The sequence below is a fragment of the Desulfovibrio faecalis genome (assembly GCF_053570625.1).
The window spans coordinates 758033-782639 of record NZ_JBRBQR010000001.1; the positions used below are offsets into that span (position 1 = coordinate 758033).

Annotated in this window: 21 protein-coding genes; 13 read left to right on the forward strand and 8 right to left on the reverse strand. The window is 56.9% G+C overall.

Going from position 1 to position 24607, the window contains the following annotated elements:
- Positions 1-12 precede the first annotated feature (12 nt).
- Complete coding sequence (locus ACUZ79_RS03330) at positions 13-1626, reverse strand: MBOAT family O-acyltransferase (protein WP_449250694.1); 1614 nt, start codon at positions 1624-1626, stop codon at positions 13-15.
- 316 nt (positions 1627-1942) lie between these two features.
- Complete coding sequence (locus ACUZ79_RS03335; RefSeq protein ID WP_022657574.1) at positions 1943-2230, reverse strand: integration host factor subunit alpha; 288 nt, start codon at positions 2228-2230, stop codon at positions 1943-1945.
- Between the two features lie 448 nt (positions 2231-2678).
- Between ACUZ79_RS03335 and ACUZ79_RS03340 the strand changes: the two genes are divergently transcribed.
- On the forward strand, positions 2679-3695 hold the full coding sequence (locus tag ACUZ79_RS03340) for a radical SAM protein (protein ID WP_449252157.1): 1017 nt from the start codon (positions 2679-2681) through the stop codon (positions 3693-3695).
- Positions 3696-4073: 378 nt separating this feature from the next.
- Here the strand turns inward: ACUZ79_RS03340 and ACUZ79_RS03345 are convergent, their stop codons facing one another.
- Entirely contained in the window at positions 4074-4568 is a 495-nt protein-coding gene (locus tag ACUZ79_RS03345; RefSeq protein WP_449250695.1) for a Spy/CpxP family protein refolding chaperone, read from the reverse strand.
- Between the two features lie 306 nt (positions 4569-4874).
- Complete coding sequence (locus ACUZ79_RS03350; protein ID WP_240823555.1) at positions 4875-5336, reverse strand: periplasmic heavy metal sensor; 462 nt, start codon at positions 5334-5336, stop codon at positions 4875-4877.
- A gap of 174 nt (positions 5337-5510) precedes the next feature.
- Here ACUZ79_RS03350 and zraS point away from each other — a divergent pair, with 174 nt between their 5' ends.
- The 3 genes from zraS to ACUZ79_RS03365 all read left to right on the forward strand — a co-directional run bounded on the left by zraS (position 5511) and on the right by ACUZ79_RS03365 (position 9261).
- Entirely contained in the window at positions 5511-7031 is a 1521-nt protein-coding gene (gene zraS, locus ACUZ79_RS03355) for a two-component system sensor histidine kinase ZraS (RefSeq protein WP_449250696.1), read from the forward strand.
- 104 nt (positions 7032-7135) lie between these two features.
- Positions 7136-8449, forward strand: coding sequence for a sigma-54-dependent transcriptional regulator (locus ACUZ79_RS03360; RefSeq protein ID WP_449252158.1), 1314 nt, complete (start codon positions 7136-7138; stop codon positions 8447-8449).
- Positions 8450-8787: 338 nt separating this feature from the next.
- Positions 8788-9261, forward strand: coding sequence for a rhodanese-like domain-containing protein (locus ACUZ79_RS03365; protein ID WP_291443345.1), 474 nt, complete (start codon positions 8788-8790; stop codon positions 9259-9261).
- A gap of 81 nt (positions 9262-9342) precedes the next feature.
- Here ACUZ79_RS03365 and ACUZ79_RS03370 read toward each other — a convergent pair whose 3' ends face one another.
- The 3 genes from ACUZ79_RS03370 to ACUZ79_RS03380 form a co-directional block, all read right to left on the reverse strand.
- A complete protein-coding gene (locus ACUZ79_RS03370; protein ID WP_449250697.1) occupies positions 9343-10773 on the reverse strand; it encodes a LuxR C-terminal-related transcriptional regulator in 1431 nt (476 codons plus the stop codon).
- 406 nt (positions 10774-11179) lie between these two features.
- On the reverse strand, positions 11180-11521 hold the full coding sequence (locus ACUZ79_RS03375) for a hypothetical protein (RefSeq protein WP_022657583.1): 342 nt from the start codon (positions 11519-11521) through the stop codon (positions 11180-11182).
- A 60-nt stretch (positions 11522-11581) separates the two neighbouring features.
- Positions 11582-11872 carry an HdeA/HdeB family chaperone gene (locus tag ACUZ79_RS03380; protein WP_022657584.1) on the reverse strand — a complete coding sequence of 97 codons (291 nt, stop codon included), beginning with the start codon at positions 11870-11872 and terminating at the stop codon, positions 11582-11584.
- A gap of 523 nt (positions 11873-12395) precedes the next feature.
- On the opposite strand from ACUZ79_RS03380, the gene ACUZ79_RS03385 reads away from it, so the two are divergent.
- From ACUZ79_RS03385 to ACUZ79_RS03400, 4 genes are all read left to right on the forward strand, one after another.
- On the forward strand, positions 12396-12947 hold the full coding sequence (locus tag ACUZ79_RS03385) for a hypothetical protein (protein ID WP_291443339.1): 552 nt from the start codon (positions 12396-12398) through the stop codon (positions 12945-12947).
- Positions 12948-13085: 138 nt separating this feature from the next.
- Complete coding sequence (locus tag ACUZ79_RS03390) at positions 13086-13772, forward strand: tetratricopeptide repeat protein (protein WP_449250698.1); 687 nt, start codon at positions 13086-13088, stop codon at positions 13770-13772.
- Between the two features lie 112 nt (positions 13773-13884).
- Positions 13885-15981 carry a clostripain-related cysteine peptidase gene (locus tag ACUZ79_RS03395; RefSeq protein WP_449250699.1) on the forward strand — a complete coding sequence of 699 codons (2097 nt, stop codon included), beginning with the start codon at positions 13885-13887 and terminating at the stop codon, positions 15979-15981.
- A gap of 173 nt (positions 15982-16154) precedes the next feature.
- Entirely contained in the window at positions 16155-16787 is a 633-nt protein-coding gene (locus ACUZ79_RS03400; RefSeq protein ID WP_449250700.1) for an HD domain-containing protein, read from the forward strand.
- A gap of 153 nt (positions 16788-16940) precedes the next feature.
- Here the strand turns inward: ACUZ79_RS03400 and argB are convergent, their stop codons facing one another.
- Entirely contained in the window at positions 16941-17723 is a 783-nt protein-coding gene (gene argB / locus ACUZ79_RS03405) for an acetylglutamate kinase (protein WP_240823565.1), read from the reverse strand.
- Positions 17724-18011: 288 nt separating this feature from the next.
- On the opposite strand from argB, the gene ACUZ79_RS03410 reads away from it, so the two are divergent.
- The 5 genes from ACUZ79_RS03410 (at position 18012) to ACUZ79_RS03430 (ending at position 24561) form a co-directional block, all read left to right on the forward strand.
- Complete coding sequence (locus tag ACUZ79_RS03410; RefSeq protein WP_449250701.1) at positions 18012-20015, forward strand: ATP-binding protein; 2004 nt, start codon at positions 18012-18014, stop codon at positions 20013-20015.
- 133 nt (positions 20016-20148) lie between these two features.
- Positions 20149-21540, forward strand: coding sequence for a glutamate--tRNA ligase (gene gltX, locus ACUZ79_RS03415; protein WP_449252159.1), 1392 nt, complete (start codon positions 20149-20151; stop codon positions 21538-21540).
- A gap of 302 nt (positions 21541-21842) precedes the next feature.
- Positions 21843-22856: a glycosyltransferase family 2 protein gene (locus ACUZ79_RS03420; RefSeq protein ID WP_449250702.1), complete on the forward strand. Its 1014-nt coding sequence runs from the start codon at positions 21843-21845 to the stop codon at positions 22854-22856.
- 266 nt (positions 22857-23122) lie between these two features.
- Positions 23123-23539: a hypothetical protein gene (locus ACUZ79_RS03425; RefSeq protein ID WP_449250703.1), complete on the forward strand. Its 417-nt coding sequence runs from the start codon at positions 23123-23125 to the stop codon at positions 23537-23539.
- A gap of 110 nt (positions 23540-23649) precedes the next feature.
- Positions 23650-24561: an alpha-1,2-fucosyltransferase gene (locus ACUZ79_RS03430; RefSeq protein WP_449250704.1), complete on the forward strand. Its 912-nt coding sequence runs from the start codon at positions 23650-23652 to the stop codon at positions 24559-24561.
- Positions 24562-24607: the final 46 nt, after the last annotated feature.

A 24607-nucleotide genomic window follows, 5' to 3' on the forward strand; every position in this document is an offset into this window, starting at 1 on the left:
GTTCACGCGTGGTTAAAATTGGAAGTACAGGAAGGTCGCCTTGCGCGAAACCAGAATCAGGGTCAGGAAGGCCATAACGGCCAGCCCTGTGGCCCAGGCGGCGGTGGGCCGCCAGCTCAGGCGCGGGCGGCTGCCATCGCGTCTGCCGTGCAGAATCTCGTGGCTGTTGGGCAGCGCCCAGACCACCAGAAAGCTCACCAGCAGCAGCGCAAAGGGAACCCATCCCTGAATGTAGTTGTTGGGCAGCCAACGGGCCACCATGGCGGCAAAGCCCGTAAGTCCGTCGGTTGTTGCGCTCAGGCCCGCCGCTTCACGCGTAAACGGCCCTGTGAACATGGCTTTGAACATGCGGCCTGCGCCTTCAATTGTCAGCGCGCGGAACACAACCCAGCACAGATTGATGCAGAAAAATGTAAACAGGATGGAGCAGATGCGCAGCGGCGCAAGGGCCAGTACGCGTTCCAGCGTTTTGCCCTTGATGCAGGCGCGGAAAAAGTGGTTGATGCCCAGCATGGAACCGTGCAGCGCGCCCCAGACAATAAAGGTCCAGCCAGCGCCGTGCCACGCGCCGCCGATCAGCATGGTCAGAAACAGGTTGCGGTACTGCATGAGCCGCCCTTTGCGGTTGCCGCCAAGGGGGATGTACAGAAAATCGCGCAGCCACGAGCTGAGCGTGATGTGCCAGCGCCGCCAGAAGTCCACAATACCTGTGGACTTGTAGGGCGAATCAAAGTTTTCCGGCAGCTTGAGGCCCAGCATGAGGGCAAGGCCAATGGCCATGTCAGTGTAGCCCGAAAAGTCGAAATACAGCTGGAAGGTATAGCACAGTGAACCCAGCCATGCCTCGGCCCCGCTGAGCGGAAAGGCCTTTTCAGCCGCATTGAAGACAGAGTCGGCGTACATGGCAATACTGTCGGCCAGCAAAACCTTTTTGACCATGCCGAAGGTGAAAAGCGTGAAACCCTGAGCCAGATTCTCTGCATTGGTGGGGGCAAGGGTGTCAAACTGCGGGCCTATCTGCTCATAGCGCACTATTGGCCCGGAAATCACATAGGGAAAACATGCGGAGAACAGCGCATGGCGCGTAAAGCCCTGCGGCGTTACCTGCCCACGGTATACGCTGACAAGCCAGGCGATCTGGATGAAGGTATAAAAAGAAATACCCAAGGGCAGCCCGGGCGGGGTGAAATGCCACTGCGCATGCAGCAGCGCGCCAAGATTCTGGGCCAGAAAGGCGGAATACTTGAACCACAGCAGGGGCAGCAGGTTGAGCACCAGGGCAAGGATCAGCAGGCTCTTGCGGCTCAGGTGGAACCGGCAGCCAGCCTGCTTGCGCGAACCGCACAGGCAGGCCTTTTCGACATCGCCTTCCGCATTTTCAGCGGGGGCGGCATCCTGTTTGTGCTCTGGCTCCGGCGCCGCCAGGGCAAGGGCAAAGGCATAGTTCATGCCCAGAATCACAGCCAGCAGTATAAGGAAGGGCAAACCCCACAAACCGTAAAATACTACGGAAAAAGCCAGCAGCACCAGGGCAAGACCCGTGGGGCCGTAGCCCTGGGCCAGCCGCCAGCATACCAGCAGCAGGGGTAGAAAGGCGAAAAGGAATGTGTACGAGTTGAAAAGCATGTGCGACTCCCGTTGGACGGCGTGGACATGCCCGCCGCGCTGGCGTCAGCCTGGATTCTTCCGAGTTTGCGGTGTGGGGTGCTCCGCACTCTGCGGCTGAGCCGCCGAAATGCCGGGCACCCTGCTTTGATCCCCAGTGCCGCCTTGCGTTCCGCACAGCAGGGCAAGGCGGTTGCTCAAGCCCGGCATGCATGTCTGCCGTGCCGGGCTGTGCACTTTTTTGTAGGCCAAATGGCAAAGAAAAAGCGCGCACGACAAGAAACGCGTCACACGCGCCCCCACCGGCATGCCAAGGCTGCCGAGGCTCCGAGCTTGCCTAGGGGTTCAGCTCTGCGCGAAGCTTGCGCGAGAGGCGAAACACCATAACCTTGCGCGGCGGCAGGGTGATGGTTTCATCTGTCTTGGGGTTGCGGCCCTTGCGGGAGGCCTTGTCATAACACTCAAACTTGCCGAAGCCGCTGATAAGCAGGGCCCGGTCTTTTTTGATGGCGACCTTCATGATCTCCAGCAGTTTTTCTACCACGTTCTTGACATCTACGCGGTTTTTGTCCGTTTCTTCGTAGATGGCCTCCACGATGTCCGCTTTGGTCAGTGTTTTTTTCATAGTGCTCTCCGGCGCAGTGCGCTGGTATGGCTGAGTGGAACCCAGTGTTCCTAATGCCCCGCAGCAATGTTTGTCAGCTTCACACAAACGGAACTTTTGTGTAAAATACACGCAACTTACAGACAGAGCAAGGTTTTTTTAAAAAAATCGCCTGCATGTTATTTCCCGTCCAATGCGCTCTACATACCGTTTCACAGTCAGCGAGCCCCCTATGCCCCCCAAAAAAAAGTTTTTGTCCGTGACCCTTATGGACATTTCTTCGCCCCTTTATAGGCAATCTCATTGTGAGCAGGCCTGCTGTGAAGCCGCCGCACCTCATATATGTGGGGCTGATATGGATATGAACCTGAATAGTGTGCAACACTCACCGCAGATTGGGGGCAAAGGGCGCGCAGTGGCGCTGGACTTTGCATGGCTGCGGCGCAGTGCGGCACAGAGGCAGGCCGTTGTGCCGGTTTTTTTGCCATTCAGGGGTTGCCCTGTGCGCTGTGTTTTTTGTGCGCAGGATGTGCAGACCGGTATTGGCGGTTGCCAAAATCCGGACAGGGCGGAAAGTTCGCACGCCGCAAGCGTGGAGGGCCTGCTGCTTGCCGCACGGGAGAATCTGCGCTTGCGCCATGAGAGCGGGCAACCTGCGGCGGAACTGGCATTTTATGGAGGCACATTCACCGCATTACCTGAAGAAGATCTGTCCGCCTGCCTTGATCTGGCCTGTGAGGCGCAGGAAAAAGGCTGGATACGTTCCTTCCGCTGTTCAACCCGCCCGGACAGGGTGGATGCCGCGATACTTGAAAGGTTGCGCGCTGCAGGCTGCGGAGTGGTGGAACTGGGCGTGCAGAGTTTTGCCGACAGTGCCCTTGCCGCCTCCCGCCGTGGCTATACCGGCGGCACTGCCCAGATGGCCTGCGCCCTTGTGCGGGCTGCGGGTCTCAAACTGGTGGTGCAGCTCTTGCCCGGCATGCCGGGGCATAGTCCGCATTTTTTTAAGGACGATGTGCCAACGGCCCTTGCTGCGGGCGCTCAGATGCTGCGGTTTTATCCCTGCCTTGTGCTTGAAGGCACCGGCCTTGCCGCCATGTGGCGCGAGGGGAGCTACAAACCCTGGCCGCTGGAGGATACGCTTGAAAGCCTTGCTCACGGCTGGCTCATGGCAGCACGGGCCAACGTGCCCGTGATCCGTATGGGTCTTGCCCCGGAGCCGGGGCTGGAGAGTGCCGTGCTTGCCGGGCCGGTGGACAGGGAACTTGGCGGCAGGGTCAAGGGGCGTGCCTTGCTGCTGGCGGTAAGGGATATCCTTGGCGAGAATGCGGCAACACCAGCCGCACAGTTTGATTTGCAGCTACCCCGGTCAGCCCAGGGTTTCTTTTGGGGCGCAAAGGGAGAACTGCGCGCCAGATGGGCGGCGCTGGGGCTGCGCACGGTATCTTTTGAGGATAACACCTCGCCGCAGCTTGTTTTCATCTAGGTCTGGTTGGAAGCGAAATGTTTTGCAGGGAGACGCCTTTTGTAAAAAGGTTTTTCCCCACGCTCAGTTACTAAAGTTCAAGCGCGGCCAGAGTGACATCGCGCAGGTCAAACGCACAGAACCCGCCTCACGGCGGGTTCTGTGCGTTTGTTGTCAGCCCTGAAAAAGGAGGCGGCCGCCGGGGGGGAACCGGCGGCCGAGAAGGGAGGGAGGGTGTTGATGGTTATAAGGTTCTGTTCAAAGGAGGAGGTTCTTGGAGGCTCCGTAATGCCCCCCTTGGGGGTAGGGGACAGGACGGAAATTTGTTCTCAGTGATCCTGTATATGTCAACCGCCTTGGGCGGACGAATTGGGAGCGGCAGATTCGGTTAGTTTGTGGTTACTGGGCCGCGCCGTGCTGATGTTTCGCCGCAGCGGGAGCGTCCTTTTTGGGCATGGGGGCCGCAGCAGGCTTGCCCACTTCCTTTTCAAGGCGCTGGGTCATTGTTTCGTGCATCTGACCGAGCTGCTTTCTGAGTTGCAGCAATTCGGTGGCAGTGGCGCGCACAGCCGCAATATCGGGGTTGGAGGCATTTTGCAGGGCGCGCAGCTCCTGTCTCTTGATAAACATCTGGTCCTTTACGGGTTCCATCTGTTTGACGAACTCGTCCACAATGGCGTCATACTTCTGCTGTTGTTCGGGGGTGTATGCCCCACGCCCCATCATGCCGTGTCCCTGCATTCCGGGGCAGGGCATTTCACCCATGCAGCCGCCCATTTCCCGCATGCCTTCGGGCATGTCGCCTGCGGGGCCAGGCTGGCTGTAGGCAGTTATGGCACCACCCATCAGGGTTGCTGCAAGTATGGCTGCAATGGCGATGTTTTTGGATTTCATGGAAGGCTACCTCGTAGTCTTTTTTCTCGTATATGGTTTCGTTGTTCCTGCAACGTTTGCTTGCTATATAGCAATGCGTGTGCCAATTAAATTTTAATTAATAAAATTAATATGTTAATGTCATATTTCCCGTTACCGTTGCGCCCCGGGGCAGAGAAGCGTATGTTTTTTATACATTCGGGCCTTGTCTCTGTATAAAATTTGTACATCTGCATAATTTTCTTACAGGGGCTGTCGGGCAAAACTGAATAAAAAACGCGCCCGCCTTGAGGGCGGACGCGTGTTGCTGCGAGCAGATTGTCGCGGTTATTTGCTGGCGGAAGTGGACAGACCGGGATATTCCATGCTGCACCCGCGCGTTTGCGGGCTGCCAAGCGGAACGCCTACCTCAGTACCCATGCGCTGGTCTGCTCGTTGCAGAAGGGCGCGCAGTTCATCTCGCAATTGCTGCAATTCATGCCCCAGACGGGGCAGCGTTTCCGGCGAGGTGGTCTGATTGTAGCTCAGGTGGGCAAGCTCGTTTTTTTTCAGCATGATGCTTTTGCGCAGTTCGTTCACCTTGGGGGAGTATTCGTCAATGACGGCCTGGGCTTTGGCCCGTTGCGCGGGCGAAAGCTGTTGCAGCCATGTCCGCATATCTGCGGCGTGGTTGGCTGCGGGGCTTCCCGGCGAAGGTGTATATTCCGCATAGTCGGTCTGATCCGCCGCCGTTGGCTGGGGGAGGCACAGACTGGCCAGAACACAAATGGAAAGAAGGGGTTTCATCATAAAAGACCTTCTGAAGAATAAACTCGTCCCGCCCTCATACCAATCACTGAGCGGGGTGGCAAGGTTCCCGGCTTTGTGGGCACTAGGAATGATTATTTTATTGCAAAAAGCGTGCAAATTTTTTTACTCGTGGTGCGCCTCTGGCGGTGCCGCGCGCAATACAGAGTGTGCCGTATGAACGTGGAAAACAGCACGGCTGAAAAAAACGGGCAGGAAGCTGCGCAACCGGGCGCAACAGCAAACCCCACAAGCCCCGCAAGCTCCACAGGCAAGGCGCGGACAGCGCAGGCCGCTGCTGTTGGCGCGCATACGCCGCTCGGCCTGCTGCTGGGCGGGGCCGCCGTTGTACTGGCTCTCATGGTGACGCTGCTGACCCTTATTTCCATTGACCGCAGCGAGGCCGCCATGGCCCGCCTGCTGGCGGAAAAGGGTTCATCGCTGATTATTGCCTTTGAGAGCATTCTGCGTTCGGGCATGCGCAGCGAGGCTGGCGTTCGCCTTCAGGTGCTGCTGGAAGAAATGGGTGAAAGCCCCGGCATTGTTTTTGTGGCCGTGACCATGCCTGACGGCACCATTGTGGCGCACAGCAACCCTGCCCGCCTTGGCGAAATTTTGCAGGTGGGATCGCACGAAGCCGATGAGGCCACCATGCGCGATCTTGCCCCCGACATGTTGCCCCACTGGGGCATCATGCGCATGGAGGGGCGGCGCGTGTTTGCCGTGTACAGGCAATTTTCGCCGGGTATACGCGATCTGCCAAGGGGTTTCCCGCTGCCGGTGATTTTTCTCGGTCTTGATCTTTCGCCCTTTGAAATAACGCGCAGCCAGAATCGGGACTACGTGGCCATGCTGGCCGCTGTGACCCTGCTGGTGGGGCTGGCCTGCCTGGTGGCCCTGTACTATGCCGAGCGGGCTCGGGAGTCGCGTCAGCGTCAGCGCATGGCGGAGGGCAAGGTGCGCCGGCTTGAAGAAGAAGTGCGCCGCAAGGAAAAACTGGCCGCTGTGGGCAATCTGGCCGCAGGCGTTGCGCACGAAATCCGCAATCCTCTCAGCTCCATCAAGGGGTACGCCACCTACTTCGGCCAGCGCTTTCCCGAAGGCAGCGAAGACCGCGAGGCCGCCAATGTCATGGTGCATGAGGTTGACCGACTCAATCGCGTAATTATGGATCTCATAGGGCTTTCGCGTCCCAGCGATGTGAGCCCGCACCCGGCGGATCTCAAGCTTGTGGTGGATCACGTGACGCGCCTCATCCATCAGGATGCGGACAAACGCAATGTCAAGATTGTCTGCCGTTCGCCCCGGCGGGTGCCGCTGGCCCTGGCCGACCCAGAACGCATGGGGCAGGCCCTGTTGAACCTCTGCCTCAATGCTCTGGACGCCATGCCCGAAGGCGGGCAGCTCACGCTTGCCATTGTGGAGCGCAAGGGGCGCGTGTGCCTTATGGTGCGCGATAACGGCACCGGCATTGAGGCCAGCCAGCTGCCGCATATTTTTGACCCCTACTATACCACCAAGGGGCAGGGCACGGGGCTGGGGCTTGCCATGGTGCACAAGATTGTGGAAGCACACGACGGCGAAATCAGCGTTACCTCGCGCCCCGCGCAAACTGCGCGCCGTGGGGAAACCACGTTCCGCATCTGGCTGCCCCGCGCGGCAGAAGGCGCGGTGGCGCAGGACAGCCGCAAAAAATAACCTGTGCGGCAGCGGCCCGGGATTTCAGATTTTGCCAAGCATAAAGTGAGGATACAGTGAGCAACTGCATTCTGGTTGTAGACGATGACGATGCCCACCGCGGCATGCTGCGCACCATGTTGCGTTCTTGGGGCTATGCAGTGGAAGAAGCCACGGACGGCGACGAGGCCGTTCCTCTGGTGCGCGAAAAATCCTTTGACGCCGTGCTGACTGACGTGCGCATGGCGCGCATGGACGGCATCCACGCGCTCAAGAATATTCTTGAATATAATCCCGCTCTGCCCGTGGTGCTCATGACGGCCTACTCCTCAGTGGAAACAGCCGTGGAGGCCCTGCGCCTCGGCGCATACGACTATCTGGTCAAGCCGCTGGATTTTGAGGCTCTCAGGCATACGCTTGAAAAAGCCATCGAGCATTCGCGCCTCAGCGTGGAAAACCGCGAGCTGCGCCGTCAGCTCAGCGATGCCGCCTCACGCCCCGGCATCCTTGGCCGCAGCGCCTCCATCCGCGCCATGCAGGAAATTATCGCCACTGTTGCCCCAACCGAGGCCACAGTGCTTATTTCCGGCGAATCCGGCACCGGTAAGGAACTGGTGGCCCGCGCCCTGCACTGCGCCAGCGCCAGAGCGGATAAACCGCTGGTAACGGTGAACTGCGCGGCTCTGGCCGAAAACCTGCTGGAATCCGAGCTGTTCGGGCACGAAAAGGGCTCGTTCACCGGCGCGGATCGCCGCCGCGAGGGGCGCTTTGCCCAAGCCAACGGCGGCACGCTTTTTCTGGACGAAATCGGCGAGATGCCCCTTACCCTTCAGTCAAAGCTGTTGCGCGCCTTGCAGCAGGGCGAGGTGCAACGCGTGGGGGCCGATGCCGCCATAACTGTGGATGTGCGCATACTGGCGGCCACCAACCGCGACCTGCGCGAAGAAGTGGCCCAAAAGCGTTTTCGCGAGGATCTCTACTTTCGCCTCAACGTCATCTGTATTGAAGTGCCGCCCCTGCGCGACCGCGCCGAGGATATCCCCGTGCTCGCCGCGCATTTTCTGGAACGTTTCGCCAGCCGCAACCGCAAAAGCGTACGCGGATTTTCGCCGCAGGCGCTGGCCTGTATGCTGCGCTATGGCTGGCCCGGCAATGTGCGCGAACTGGAAAACGCCGTGGAGCGCGCCGTGATACTCTGCAACGGCGACCTCATCACTGAACGCGAACTGCCCTCTGTGGTCACTGGCCCTGCCCTGCCCGATGAGCGCCAGCCCGAGGTGGACGCCTCCCTGGCAGGCCTGCCCCTTGATGCCGTGGAACGCCGCGCCATTGAGGAAACCCTGCGCCAGACAGGCGACAACAAGAGCGAGGCGGCCCGGCAGTTGGGAATTACGAGGGCTACCCTGCATAACAAGCTCCGCAAGTACGGCCTTGAGTGATCGGGTTCTTTTGCGCGCTGGCTGCGTCAGTAGCACTTTTTTGTTCCGGTCGAGTACCATTAGAGTACACTCCCTTCACAAAAAAGTGCTTCTTCCTTGCCAGCGCACAAAATTCCTCCGATCACTAGACGAATGTGGGTTCTGAATTCTTTTGCGCGTGAGCAAGGAAGAAGTGTATAACACTCCTCCGAGCATCAGTTGTGGATGGCGGGCGGGCTTTGCACCCTGGCGGCGTGCCCCTCTGTGATCGTCTTTGTGGATTGGCCTGAAAAATCAGTGGAAATGGCGAGTTGCACTGACGAATGCCGCGCGGTAAGGCATTGGAGAGAGGTTTTTCAATGAGAACAGCAGAAGTCGGCATTGCCTTGTATCATGGTGCTGAAGGGACAAGGCGGCTACTGAAAATTATTGTAGTTCTGCTTGTTATTGCATGTGCGGAAACATATATTTATTGGAAGTTTTCAGCGCCAACGAGCAAAAGTGCGGGCGAGTCTGTGGCCTTGTCGCCAGAAGCGGCTCGCGAGTATGTTTTAAAAACGGAAAAATTGATTATTATTGATGTGCGCAGTCAAAAAGAATTTTCAGATGGGCATCTTCCAAACGCCGTTAACATGCCGCTATATGCTTTTCAGCATTTGGTAAAAAATATTCCGCAGGATTCTGCTGTGCTGTTGCACTGCCAGTATGGCTACAGGGCGCTTCAGGCATACAAGCTGTTCAGGCGGTTACGGCCAGACATTACGAATGTCCGTTACGCAGCGGGGCAGGTGCATTTTTCATTTTTGCAGCACGAAGGTCAGTCGGGCCAGTAAGGGCAAGCACGCCTGTCACCACGGCAGTACGCCGCAGGGATAATGCCGGCGGCCTGCTCCTGCCGCCCGATGGCCTGAGGGCTAAAAACTCTCAAGGCGCGTCTCTGCTTCTTTTTCCATATTTTCTTCATTGAAAAAGAGTACCAGCAGAGCGTTTCTGTTTCGTGTTTCCGTCTTGCGCAGTATTTGCCGGATGTGGGTTTTAAGCGTGTTTTCAGAAATATGCAGCTGATCGCAAATGGCAGACGTATCGCACCCCTCCAGAATCAGACACAAAACATCCCGCTCTCGCAAAGAAATACCGTATTTCAGGGAAAAATCAGCTATGCTGTCTGCCCGGCAGCGCTCGTTTTTGTGTGACTCCTGCGGGGTGAAGGCTTTGTGCTCTGTTTTGTCTTCGCTGTCCGCAGTGGGTGGTTTTGATACCCCGGTAAGCGTGAGGGCGTACTGGATGCGGGAGCTCACATAGCTGAAGGCCGTAGTGAGAAAAAGGCACCAGAATGCAACCGGCACTGTACCAGGAAAGTGCTCCACAAAACGGTATACGCACAAGAAAGCCATAAGCATTACGAGGTAAGGAATGGCAGAAATCAGGCCGCGCCGGGGAGAGTGTCTGCCGATCTGAGCGAAAACTAGCAGAAAGTACAATTGCGCAATGCCACGGCACGCAAGGTCAATCACATAAATGATCCAGTAAATGACTGTTCCCTCTGTGATGACTACAAGAGTTGGGGATAAAATTACCCCGCCAATGCAGATGAGCAACAGGCGCATATCTGTTCCGTACTTGTCAATCAGCACGCCAACAAGGGGATAGGCCAGCCACGTATACAGGTGTACCTGAGCGGGGATGGGAAAAGCCTGACTGTGAATTCTGTAAAAGGTAATGTCCACAAAGGCATTTAACAGAAAAAATATAAAGGCGATGGCAGTCAGATATCTGAGTGAAATTACTGTCAGCCTGTCTGACTTGCGTACAATTTCCAATCCTTCTGTTGTCGGTTGCGCTTTGAACAGGCAAATTGCCGCCATACAGCCGCTCACGAACTGAAGGCACAGCATGAGCCATTGCAGTGATTCATCTGAAAGGGGAAAGATGTATAAAAAAAGCCAGAAAAAATCCCCAATAGCAAAGGCAACGCCCAGATGAAAGCCGGGTGATGAACTGCGCGCAAAAAAATTTTTGAGCAACGGAGGCAGAACCGTCCCGCCCCAGAAGCAGGCTCCATAGGAGTATATGGCATTGTTCTGGAATATGCCGCCCGTCCACAGCAGCGCGCCCATCAGGGTCAAGGCCACTGCGCACGGAGCGCCAAACCGTTTGGGAAGCCATGTGGAAAAAAGCAGTCCGCCCAGAATTATGCCGCCGCAAAATCCGGCAACAGCGTTTTGCAGGGAAAAAGATACAATGCCAAGTCCCCGGCCTTCCAGAAAAACTACAAACTGGGCTGCCAGCAGGCTGGCAATGCCCATGCCGGAAATGACTGGCAATCCCTTTTTGCCTGATTCCATTGGTTCTCCGAAATGTCAGCGTGGCTTGTCATAAGATAGTCAGTTGCAATTGCACTACCCCTTAAAAGAACACCACATTTATTGTGGGTCAATAGCAAATTTGTATATGTAGGATTCGATGCTGGCCGCATTATTTCATCCTGCGTTCGCGGAGGTTGCCCGAAAAGTTTTTCAGCGCGAGGCCCCAGTAACCTCCGGTGAAGTGCGGCAGCAGAACCATAGGGATTGACAGGAAAACAGCGAAGAGGAAGGTACCCGAACAAGCGTTCTGGTACCTTCCTCTTCAAGCCATGCAACATATATAGCCCGCTCAAGCTGATAGGCTTTTGTCACCGGCTGTGCATGCCTGCGGATCAGCTAAACCTGCAAGAATTACGGGAATGCTGGCACGTATGCAGCATCACATTTATTCAAGTTCTGCAGATCCATCGCCGCGCAGGGTAATTTTTTTTACGCCGCTCAGGTCGAGGTTTTGCCAGTTCACCTGACCGCCATCGCTGTCAACGGCTATAAGTTCCCAGCCCTTGGGGCTGCCGTTGATGTTGATCTTCAGGCCTTCGCCACTGGCAAGCGTGTCGTTGCCCAAAAGATCCTGAGCATTGCCGCCTGCATTGGAGTCAACAAGGCCAAGTCGCTGGATGGTGAATCCTGTGCCGTTGGCGACAACTATTTCCTGTGCAAGGGCTGCTCCGGCGCTGAAACCAAAGAGCATCAGCGCTGCGGCAAAAGAAAGGATAAAGCGTTTCATGTAAATATCTCCATGTGATCCAGGGTGTGATGGGACGCCGTGTGCTGAAGTCGGCAGTGGTTATTCGGGTACTGCTTCGATGGCGTCCATAATGGTTTTGGCAGGATTTTTCGCGCAGTAGGTGCCCAGATGGGTACCCAGCTTTTCCATCCACTGATCGCTGATGGAGGTATTGCCGCTTTTGCCGCTCATGTAACCGTCAATCCACATCACCATCATGCTTATGTTCTGCTTGTCAGCCAGAAAGTCCTTGCAGGTGATTTTTGCCACATCCTGTTCTGCTGCATGTGCTGCAAAGGGGGCAGCGCCCAGCATAAAAACAGTCAATGCAGCCAACATATACTTTTTCATTACTTCCTCCGTCTCCGATTGATATTTAACCATGCCCAAGTATCCGAAGATATCCGTGTGGTGCTGGGGAATGTCAGCGCCTGAACGCAAAGCCTATTCCAGTGCAGGCCGCCGCGAACTCCTGATGGCCTCAACAACCCGATCAGGCCTACACTTTGGGCAGAGTTCTGCACATCACCTTAATGTTCGATTTTGCCGGTTGCTGCTCACCCCTGGGGGTGAGTAATGGCGTAATGAATAAAAATTTGATTAAATTTAATATAGTTAATGCGTTCTAGTTGTAGAGTGAATAATGCAATAATCTGTGTCTTGCGCTTACGCCTCTGTCCGGCAGAGCTTTTTGCCGGGCAGCTTATTCGGTCGACGGAGTGGCTGAAAGGGCGTATCATCCGTAAGGGTGACAAAATTTTTTGCACAAAGGCCTCTTCGGGTGATACCGTTTTGCGTCCAATTGGAGGAAAAAGCTGCTGGAATTCTGCGGCAATGCCGCACGCATTGAAAATCTAGTTATGGAGAACAGTCGATGAAAGATTCCAGTACTCACGTCAGTGGCATGATCTGGGCGGGCTATGTTCTGCTGCTTCTTTTTTCTTTTTCACTCTATTGGAGTCTGTTGTTGTGGGCTGGCCTTGGCGCATTGGCCCTTGGCTATTATCAGCGCCGACAGGCGCGCAAGGGTGCCATACAGGCAGAATACGCCCATGCCCAATGGCAGGTGAATACCGTCTGGCTGGCCTTGGTGCTTGCTCTTGTGGGGATTGGCGGCATTGTCGGGGTAGCCGGCTGGATGGGAAATGATCCCGTAGTAATGGCAAAGCTTGATGAACTCTCCACCGGGGATCAGCCTCCACTGGAAATGCTGCGCCAGTTCTGGGCGATCCCGGGCAGCAAGGCTCTGGTTGGCTTTATGTGCGGCTCCACACTGCTGTACCTTGTCTGGACTCTCAAGCGCACGCTGCAGGGGATTTTGTCCATCTGGAAGGGGACTGTGCCTGCCACACTTGGCCCTTTGCACTGGGCGGCGCTAGTGTTGGCCGTACTGATTCAGGTGGGCATTCCGCTGGTGCTTTTGTAAGCGGTAATGCGTATGCGCGGCACCGTGGTTTGCCTTGCTGTTATTTATGGTTTTCTGGGGACGGCTGGCCCTGCGGCTTGTTTGTGCGCGGCCTCGGTTCCTGCCAGGGACAGTGCCTCGTTCGCAGCCATGGATCCAATGCGAAAAGCCCCTGGCTGGAGAACGGAGCAAACCGTCCACTCTCCAGAATGCTCCGCCAAATCGTGCAACAGCCTGGAGCAGGTCTATGAGCATGCGCAGCGCGGTGATGCCGAGTCCCAGCTCTGGCTTGCCCGGCAGTATGAGAGTGGCTCGTGCGGCCTGTGCAAGGATGACCCTCTGGCTGTGGTCTGGTTTAAAAAAGCGGCAGAAGCAGGCCGGGCAGAAGCGCAGTTTGCGCTGGGGATACGTTGTTTTTTTGGCCTTGGCGTTCCGCAGAATCTTGAACAGGCGGCGTCCCTGTTGCACAAGGCCGCGCAACAGGGGCATGCCGAAGCTCAATACAGACTTGCAGGCTGTCTTGAGGATGGCTTGGGGGTAAGCGCAGACAAGGCCGCAGCCGTGTATTGGTACAGTATGTCTGCCGCACTTGGTTACCCCCAGGCGCAAAACATGCTCGGCATTCTTTGCAGTAAGTGCGTAGGCATGCCCCGTGATGCGCATGCCGCCGCCAGCTGGTTTATGCGGGCGGCGGCACAGGGGTATGCAACCGCCCAGTATAACCTTGCGCGCAGCTACGAGACCGGGGATGGCCTGGACAAGAACAGGGAAAAAGCCCTTTACTGGTATGGCAAGGCCGCCAGACAGGGTGATGCTGACGCGCAGGCCCGTCTTGATGCCTTTTGACTGCCTCGGAAGATTTTTTCTGGCGCTGTGACCTTGTAACTTGATTTTCAGTACAATATTTATGCCGAAAAACAGTATCCGTTACCTCCGCTGCGCAGTCTGTATTTTGCCAATGCTGCTGCTCTTTACCTGCCCCGATGGAGCCCGTGCGGAAGAAACGTGGGCTGTGTACTGGTATCTTTGCGGCAGCAACCTTGAGTCAGAAGACGGCGCGGCCTCTGCCGATCTGGCAGAGCTGCTCAAGGCTCGCCTGCCGGATAATGTGAAGGTGGTCATTCAGACCGGGGGGGCCAGCAAATGGCACAGGCCCGACATCAGCCCCAAAAACATCAGCCGCTACCTTTACCACAAAGGAAAACTTGAGCTGGTGGCAAAGCTGCCGCAGGCAAGCATGGGGGATGAAAAAACGCTGACCTCCTTTCTTGCCTTTTGCAAAGAAAATTACAGCGCGGATCATCAGGTTTTCATTTTTTGGGATCACGGCGGCGGCAGCATCGGCGGCGTAGCCAATGACGAGAATTATGCATTTGACGCCCTGTCCCTCAGGGAAATCAATAATTCCTTCAAGCAGGTACATACGGCCTCAGTTGACCGCCCGCCATTTGAAATCATCGGCTTTGACGCCTGCCTGATGGCTACGCTGGACACAGCCAGCGCTGTAAGCGGTTTTGGCCGGTACATGGTGGCATCGCAAGAGGTGGAGCCAGCCAACGGCTGGCAGTACACGGAATGGGTGAACGCTCTTGGGACAAACACATCCATAGGCCCGGAAGCGTTGGGCAAGGCTATCTGCGATACCTATCTTGAGGGCTGCAAGGAAGCGCAAACAGCGGGAAACGCCACGCTTTCGCTCATTGATCTTGCCAGGATTCCGTTTGTTAATCTTGCTTACAACGCGCTCGGCCTTGAAGCTGTTTCCCTCGCCATGGATGACGACAGCTTTTACGCCGCCTACGGCAGGCAGGCCAAGGCCTCTGAAAACTATGTGAACTCGCGTTCGGAAGGTTACACCAATATGGTGGACCTTGGTTCCCTTGTGCGGCGGCTGAAAACGGCCTTGCCCGAATTTGCTCCGTATTTTCTGGATGCTCTGGGCGAAGCGGTGGTCTATACGGTTCATGGCCCTTACCGGTCGCCCTCCGGGCTGTCCTGCTACTATCCGTTTGACGGCGGCAAGGCTGGTTTTTCCAGCATGATGCGGGCGGGCAACATCACCACCTTTCTGGTCCTGAGCGGGCTTCAGTTGGGTTTTCTGGATACGGACAGCGCCGTAAAACACCTTGAACGCATCTCTGCTGATATCTCTGCCGCCCTTGAACGGGAAGAAAACATCCCTGAAGGAACATCTGCTCCTGCTGCACCAACGCCTCTGCCCGCGCCCCAGACGCAGGGGAGCGCACAATCCTTGTGGGCGCCCTTGCAATCGGGCTTGTCAGCCATCCTTGGCGGGCAGAGTGCTGGTGGTCACTCCCCAGGCAGCGTTGCGGCTTTGCTGGGGCAGGCGGCCAGCGCCGTGGTGGCATCGGTGGCTCCCCTGAAGCCGCTGGATATCACCGCGCTTGAGGATTTTGAGGTAACAGTCGGCGATGGCGGCGAGGCGCTGCTCAATCTTGGCACAGAGCGTGTCAAATTTCTGGATAGCGTGCAGTTTTACCTTGCCTACTACAGCATCGAAGACAACCTGATCATGCTGCTGGGCAAGGATGCAGATATGGAAGCTGACTGGACCGCAGGTGTGTTCAAGGATAATTTTCAGGGAAGGTGGGCAGCTCTGGACGACCACCTGGTGTTCCTTGAGATCTTGCATCAGGATGACGGGGTAAACCACTATGTTGTGCCTATCAAACTGAACGGAGTGCGCTGCAACCTTATTGTCGTCTATGATTTTGCGGAAAAGGAATACAAAATCCTTGGCGCGCGCCGTGTGCAAGAAGGCGAAATGACCGACAAGGCGCTTATCAGGCTTAAGGCTGGCGACAAGGTGACCACAATTCTTCTCGCCATGCAGATGGATGACGAAGATGGAGAGTTTCAGGAGGTGGAGGTAGATACCTTTACCCTTGGCAAAAAAGTTGTTTTTGCAGATACGGACATGGGCGATGGGCAGTTCATGTTCATGTTTGAAATGACAGATGTGCAGAACAATGCCGCCACATCGCAAATCGTCACCATTGAAGTAAAGGATGGTGTAGCCGTTTACAGCAACTGACATGGTCAGCGGCAGTATTGCGATCTTTCCATGCTGATACGTTTGCCTCAGCGCCAAGCTGCAATGGGGTTCTTAAGGGAGCGGGCTTGAGCCGCCGGATGCCTTTTTTATCCGTCCCACCATCTACGCCGCGCATCCTTGCCACAGGTCGCCGGGATCGGTATTGAACAGGCATGAGTGAACCCAAGAGCAACAACGGCGATTTCCCGGCTATGGACGTGAGCGCGGATCGGCTTGACCGGATTGTGGATTTTTTTAACGAAGTCGGCATGCTGCGGCATACGCCCCGCACGGGTTACGCCTTTTTGGGCACCGGGCAGGAGAACGTGGCCGAACATTCCTACCGGGTGAGCGTCATGGGCTACGTGCTGGCCCGCATGTGCGATATGGATCCAGCGCGTGTGACGTATCTTTGCCTGTTCCATGATTTGCACGAGGCGCGAACGGGCGATCTGAACTACGTGAACCACCGCTATGCGCAGTGTCAGGCCCGCAAGGCGCTGGAAGACTGCGTGGACGGAACAGGGCTTGAGGGAGACGTGCTGCCCCTTTGGGACGAGCTGGAGGAAGAAGCCAGCCGTGAGGCCATTCTGGCGCACGATGCCGACCAGCTTGATCTTATCTGCAATCTCAAGGCCGAGCTGGACAAGGGCAATGCCTTTGCCGCCCAGTGGCTGGAAAGTGCGGTCAAACGTCTGCGCAGCCCTGCGGCGCAGCAGGTGGCTGAGGCTGTGCTGCGCGCGGATCACAACCGCTGGTGGTATGGACAGGTTGAGCGGGAATGGTGGGTGCGGCGCGGTCGTTAAAAACAGATTTTCAAAAGTATGAAAGGCCCGAAACCGGGCGGCGCATTGCCGCGTCATCCGGTCTCGGGCCTTTTTTGATACGCGCTGAGGAGCAGAGATGCCTTTTAACTGGCGGTCTGCCTTTTCCCCGCACTGCATCCGGCAGTTAAAAAGCTAGTTGGCGACCACCGTCCCAAGCGGGGCATCGTCAAGCAGGTAGCGGCGCAGGCTTGAAGGCGAACGCCCATCAAGAATGAGCGCACGCTGGCAGCCAGCATCCAGAGCATTGAGGCAGGCTTCCACCTTGGGGATCATGCCCCCGGTGATGACGCCGGTCTCGCGCAGCTTCTGGATTTCCTTGCGGTTGAGGCTGGGAATGAGCCTGCCGTCAGCATCCAGCACACCGGGCACATCAGAGATCAGCACAAAATATTCCGCGCCGATGGCCCCTGCCAGCGCGCCTGCGGCGGTGTCTGCATTGATGTTCAGGGCTTCGCCGTCCGGGCCGGAGGCCACAGGGGCCACCACGGGCACAAAGCCGCCTTCCAGCAGGCAGCGGGGCAGGGCGGGATCGACCGCTTCCACCGTGCCCACCAGGCCGAGCGCGGGATTTTTCACCCTTGCGCGCAGCAGGCCGCCGTCGCGGCCTGAAATGCCCGCAGCGCGTACTCCCTGACGTGCAAATTCGTTGACCACGGCCTTGTTCACCTGCCCGCAGAGCACCATCTCTGCAGCTTCCATGGTGGCGGCATCGGTAACGCGCAGGCCGTCCACAAAGTGGCTCTCAATATTCAGGCGCTTGAGCAGGGCAGAAATCTGCGGGCCGCCGCCGTGCACCACCACAAAGCCCATGCCCTGTTCGGAAAGCTGGGCAAGGTCGGTGGCAAAGGCAGAGCTGAGATCGGGCTTGTCCATGGCGTGACCGCCGTATTTGATAACGACTGTAGCGTTTTTCATCTGTTTGATCCTTTGGCCGTCTGGCCGGAAAGGCTGCTCCGCCACATGCGCGCTCAGGCGCAGGCGCGGGCCTTTCATCTGTTTTGCGTACTTAGTTAACAGTTGGAAGCACTAGCACCCTGTGCGCCGCCCCGCAAGAGTCCTGTGTGACAGGCGTGTGGCGATGCGTATATTTTTTGATTTTTTTCGTGCGCAAATTACGCTCTACTCTGGGCAGAGCAACCCTCCCCGGCATTGTCTTGGGTCAGCAAAATGGCTATGGATAGTACAATGGAAAACGGGGGAATTATGACCGTAAAAAGCGCTGCAAAAGACGCATCCCGCAACGAGGATTGGAACAGCGAAGCCTTGGCTGCGGCCAATGTAGGGCTGTGGGTCATTGATATCGACAGAAACACCGGTCATATATCCATGCTTGCCAATCCGGTGACCCTGCGCCTGCTCGGCGCAAGCGAAGAAATGACCCCCGCAGAATGCTTCAACTTTTGGGTGGACAGGGTTGATGCCCGTTCCCGTCCCCATCTTTGGGCCATCCATGACGAATTTATTGCCGACGCAGCCATGCACGAGGTGCGCTACCAGTATAACCACCCCACGTGGGGTCTGGTGCCTGTGCGCTGCGGCGGGCGGCGCATCAGCGCCGATCATGATGATGTGGTGCGGATTGTCGGTTATCATCAGGATATGACGGAGCTGCACGAGGCGCACCAAAGCCTGCGCGAGGGGCTTGTGCGGCTTTCGCTGGCCTGCCGTTTGGGCTGGCTTGGTGTTTTTGAGATGGCGCGCCTTGAAAATTCCGGTCTGGACATCACTGGCAATGATGTTTTTTATGAGCAGTTTGGCATCAATACGGCCTCGAATGCGGCTGACAGACTTGAGCTCATGGGTTCGCGCATTGTGAGCGAGGATCAGCCCAAGTGGCGCAAACTCTGCGACCCCGCAGGGTGGACGGCTGGCGGGCAGGAGCATCTGGATTTGCGGGTGGCCCACCCGCGCAAGGGTTTGCGTTGGTATGCCCTGGCCTATGAGATTGTGAGCGGGCCGGGAGTGCTGCGCATTGCCGGTTATGTCAGCGATGTGACCGAGGCGCGTCAGCACGAGCGCATTCTGCGCGATGCCAAGGAGGCCGCCGAAGCAGCCAATGCCGCCAAAAGCATTTTTCTGGCCAACATGAGCCACGAGATACGCACCCCTATGAACGGCATCATGGGCATGGCGCATCTGGTGCTCAACACCCCCCTGAATCCCCAGCAGCGCGATTATGTGGAAAAAATCCATGCAACCTGCGAATCGCTGCTGGATATTATCAACGATTTGCTGGATTTTTCAAAAATTGAGGCCAACCATCTGGAGCTGGAAAATCTGCCTTTTGAGCCGCGCAAGGAACTTGAGTCGGTCATGTCCTTGCTGCGGCCCAAGGTCGGGCACAAGCTCAAGGATTTCATCCTTGAGAGCCGCATGGATACTCGCGTGCCGGAAGTGCTTTCCGGCGATGCCCTGCGCCTGCGCCAGATTCTGCTGAATCTGGGCGGCAACGCTTTAAAATTTTCCGAGCGCGGCACGGTGCGCCTGGCCGTGGAGCTGCTGGAGCAAAGTGACGGCAAGGCGCGGCTGGCCTTTATTGTGAGCGATGAAGGCATTGGCATGTCGCCCGATGAACTGGCCCGCGCATTTACGCCCTTTTCGCAGGCGGATACGTCCATCACCCGCAGATTTGGCGGCACGGGGCTTGGCCTCTCTTTATGCCGCCGCCTGATTGCCCTCATGGGCGGGAGTATTTCCGTGCAGAGCGAGCCGGGGCAGGGGAGCGTTTTTCGTGTGGAACTGCCCTTTGCCGTTTGCAGCCAGGATTGCGCGCAGGAGCAGGCAGAAGAAAGCAGCGGGGAGGAAGCCGCAGCGCTTCAGGGCCTGCGGGTACTTTTGGCCGAAGACGGCGATATTAACCGCGAGATCATGGAAGTTCTACTGGAAGACATGGGCATAACCTGTATTTCTGCCGTCAACGGGCAGGAGGCCGTGGATATCTGGAATCAGCGGAGCGCGGAGGTTGATATTATCCTCATGGATGTGCAGATGCCGGTTATGGACGGCTATTCCGCCACGCGCAACATAAGGGCCAGCAATCGGCCAGGGGCCAAAACTGTGCCCATTATTGCCATGACGGCCTATGCCATGCGGGGCGATGCGGAACGCAGCATGCAGGAAGGTATGGATGCGCACCTGACCAAGCCCGTTAACCTTGTCGATCTGCGGCGCACCCTCAAACTTTTCAGCCGCAACCCGGCAGAGTAGAAATGCCTGATACTCTGCGGACGGCAGCAGGCTTGCAGTGCGCGGCAAAGCCGCCTTCTCCTGCGCAGCGGCCCTTGACACTCAGCCGCCCATGCGCGACCTTCCCCCCAACGCCAGTTTCAAGGAAAGCAACATGACTCAAGTGGTAACCCGATTTGCACCCAGCCCGACAGGGCATCTGCACATAGGCGGCGCACGCACCGCCATTTTTTGCTGGCTTCTGGCCCGCCACTCCGGCGGACGTTTTCACCTGCGCATTGAAGACACTGATTTGCTGCGCTCCAAGCAGGAATATACCGATTCCATACTGGCCTCCATGCGCTGGCTTGGGCTGGACTGGGACGGCGAACTGACCTACCAGACCCAGCGGGCCGACGTGTACAACCGCTATGTGGACAAGCTGCTGGAAACAGGCCACGCCTACTGGTGCTCCTGCACGCCGGAAGAAGTGGAAGCCATGCGCGAAGAAGCACGCCAGAACGGCCTCAAACCGCGCTATAACGGGCGCTGCCGCGAACGGAATCTCGGCTCTGGCGAGGGGCACTGTGTGCGCCTCAAGGCGCCTGTGGCGGGAAAGGTGGTTTTTGACGACCTGGTGAAGGGCAAGATAGCTGTGGATGTCACCGAACTGGACGACATGGTTATCCGCCGCGCTGACGGCATGCCCACCTACAATATGGCCGTGGTGGTGGACGACTACGAAATGGGCATCACCCACGTTGTTCGCGGCGACGATCACGTTTCCAACACGCCGCGCCAGATTCTTATTTATGAAGCTCTGGGGCTGCCCGTGCCGCGCTTTGGTCATGTGCCCATGATTCTTGGCCCGGACCGGCAAAAGCTCTCCAAGCGCCACGGCGCGCGGGCTGTCATTGAGTATCAGCAGGACGGCCTCTTGCCTCAGGCTCTGGTGAACTATCTGGTGCGGCTTGGCTGGTCACACGGCAATCAGGAGCTGTTCACCAAGGAAGAGCTGATCGAATATTTTGACGGCACCAACCTGAACCCTGCCGCTGCGGCCTTTGACCCGGCCAAGCTGGAATGGTGCAACGCCCATTTTATGCGCGAACTGCCCCTGCCCGAGCTGGCGGCACTGGTTGCGCCCTTTGTGGAAGAGGCAGGGCTTGGCGTATTGCCGCAGGAAAAGCTTGAGCCATTGTGCGTCATGTTCCGCGAGCGGGCCAACAACCTCAAGGCGCTGGGCGAGGCCTTCCGCCCGCTGGTGGTGCCTGCCGCAGAACTCAGCTATGTGGAAAAGGACACGGCCAAGCATTTTACCGATGCGGGCAAGGCGCACTTGCAGGCCCTCTCGGCTGTTTTTGCCGCGTGTGAGCCTTTTACCGCTGAGGCTCTCGAGGCCGCGCTCAACGCCTATGTTGCCGACAACGGGCTGAAGTTCAAGGAAGTGGCCCCGCCCCTGCGCACGGCTCTCATGGGCTTTATGGGCGGCTCGCACCTCAATGAAATCATGGCCTTTCTGGGCAAGCAGGAAACCCTTGCCCGACTGCAGCGGGCTATGGGCTAACAGGCGTTTTATAGTCAAAACTTCGCGCACCGGGCCGTTTTGCCACGAGTGCCTGGGACGATTTGAACGGCGAGGGTATCCGGTTTGTTACTGCCGGATACCCTCGTCCAGCAGAATGGGTGCATGTTCCCCCCAGACTGGGCCTTCCGAAGTGCCCCATGCACTGCGCGTCTGAAGCTGGTTGTCTGAAGCGGCGCTTTTTCTGAAAAGCAAACTTGTGCACCAGCGCTGGTATCGAGATTGCATGAAAGAGTAGGCGGAAAAGAGTGCCTTTGCGGCCTTGCGTCTTTTCAGGGGGAATAATGCCGGATCTACAGGGCGAGGATGTCGCGGGCGCGCCATGCCCGATCCATAGCAGCAGACCGCTGGTGTCTTTTTTTGCGGCAGGCCGCAATGTGCAGGAGTACGTGGAGCAGGCCATGCGCTCCATGCTTGAGCAGACGGTTGACGATTTTGAACTGCTCATGCTGGATGACGGCTCCACCGACAAAACCTACGATGTCATGATGGGAGTGCAGGACCCGCGCGTGCAGGTATTGCGCAATACGGAGGGGCAGGGCATCGCGCGCAGTCTCAACCGGCTTATGTCCCAGTGCCGGGGACGGTACTGGGCGCACATGGACGCGGACGACATCTGCGCTCCACAGCGCCTGGAAAAGCAGCTTCAGATCATGCAGGCAAACCCCGATGTTGGTATCTGTGGGTGCCATTTTGTGGCCTTTCTGCCATCCGGTGAGGGCGGGCTTATCAGGCTGCCTCTTGATTCAGAAAGCATCAAGGCCAACTTGCTCTTCAAATCGCCGATGGCGCATCCTTTTGTGATCTTTGACGGGGATCTTTTTTCCCGCCTCGGTATTCAGTATTCTGAAAAAATGGCCTACACTGAGGATTATGAGCTTTATCTCAGGATATTTCTGCGTCATCCGCAGACGGCTTTTGCCAATGCGGATGATGTGCTCGGGTTTTACCGCAGGCATGACGCCCAGATTTCCACGGCCCGCAGCACAGAGCAGGCGCAGTATGCCTTCAGGGCGCAGATGCAGGTATTTCAGGCGATGGGTGTTGCGCCTGGCAACCGCCTGATGATGCATCACCGCCATCTGTATGGCGGCGTCCCCGTTGAAACCTCAGAAGATATGTCTGGGCTTGTGGATTGGGCTGTCACCCTGCGCATGGCCAACGCAACCAGAAAACTTTTTTCGCCTGATCTGTTCAATTCCCTGTTGTATGACCGGCTGGCGGCCGCCATGCAGCGCAGTCCACATCTGGCGCAGCCCCACCTGTGGCGGCTGCAAGCGTGGAATTTTCAGCAATGACGGGGGCTGCTGCGATGAACCTAACGGGTCAGAACAAGGCATGGCGTCTGCCGCAACCGTGCGCAATGAGGCATTAAATGGATACCACGCTTCTGCCTCACGAGAGCTTGCAGCCCCGATGAGTGAATCCGGCGTGGCCCTCATGGACAAATCTGGATGGCTGCATTTTCGAATTCGGGGGCTGGCGGAAGCTCGGCCTTTTTTTGCAGAAAAAGGCATACGGCAGCTGATCCGCGTTGAATCTGACCTGAAGTGGATAAGCCCGCATGCTGCTGGGCAACAGCACTCTGCGGGAATGGGCCAAGGCGCGGCGCTGGTGCCCCTTTCATGTGGAGATAGGGGCTACGGGCGAATGGGGGTTTCCTCTGTCGCATGAGCCTGACGTGGCGTGGCTTAACTACCATCAGGTCATATGGGACGCCGTTGACGCCTCAGGTCTGGATTTTGTGCTTGTGGACGGAAGGTTCCGGGTTGCCTGCGCCTTGCAGCTGCTGCGCACTGGGGAGAAAACGCCGCTGATCATGGTGCACGATTTTACGCCCCGCGAGTATTATCATGTGCTGCTTGAATATTTTGCCGTGGTTGAGCAGGTCGATACCGCCGTCATTCTGGAGCGCAAGACGCCAGTATCATTTGCAGACGTGGCTCTATGCGTGCAGCGGCATCAGTTTGACAACCGGTAGGCCTGTGCAGAACCGCATGCGGACCGGCACTGATTGAGGACGGTGATCTATCGGTATGGCAGAGCTGATAGCTTTTTTGACTGCATCCATGCTCATCCCTGCAACTCTCGGTGATTGCGCATAAAGGAGCCGCAATGTCTTTTTCGATCGATGTAGCCGCTATCCAGCGTATGGCGCTTGTGAAGGTGGACGGTGGCCTGGGCAGTCAAATGTGGCAATACGCCCTTTCGTTGGCTGTGGGGAAGCACAGTTCCTTTACGGTAAAACACGATTTGTCCTGGTTTCGCCATTACGGCAAAGATATACGCGGGGTCGAAAACAGGCTTTTTATCCTTAACCGCGTTTTTGCCAATATCAATCTGCGCTTTCCTTCTGAAAATGAACGTCTGTTCTTTCATATAGCTCTCAATCGCTATCCCGACAGTATTTGCAATTTTGATCCTGATATCCTTGCCTTAAAACAGCCCACGTACCTCGGCGGCTATTATGTCAATGCGCAGTATGTAACCAGCGCGGAAAAAGAAATCCGCGAGGCCTATGTGTTTACGCCAGCGGTGCAAGAGAGCAATCAGGCCATGCTGCAAACCATACATGCCGCACCAATGCCGGTAGCCGTGCACGTACGACGCGGCGATTACATCGGCTCGATGCATGAGGTGCTCACCGTGCGGTATTTTGAACGCGCCTTCAAAATTCTGGCAGCGGCGTTGCAGCCAAAGCCAACTTTTTTTGTTTTTTCCAACGGCATGGAGTGGACAAAAAAAGCCTTCGCCGATCTTCCCTACGATTTTGTTTATGTGGATGCCAACGACAACGACAATGTCGCCGGGGATCTCTTTTTGATGACGCAGTGTAAACACTTCATCATCTCAAACTCTTCGCTGAGCTGGTGGGGAGCCTGGCTTTCGCAGCGGGCGGAGAATAAAACCGTCATCATGCCCAGCAAGTGGCGTGGCGGCAAAAGCCTCATCCCGGGAGAATGCATGCGAGTGGAAGGCTGGCATATGTGCCCGGTAGAATAACGGGCGCGCACCCTGCTTTCGCATGTTTTTTTGCGGCAACAATCAG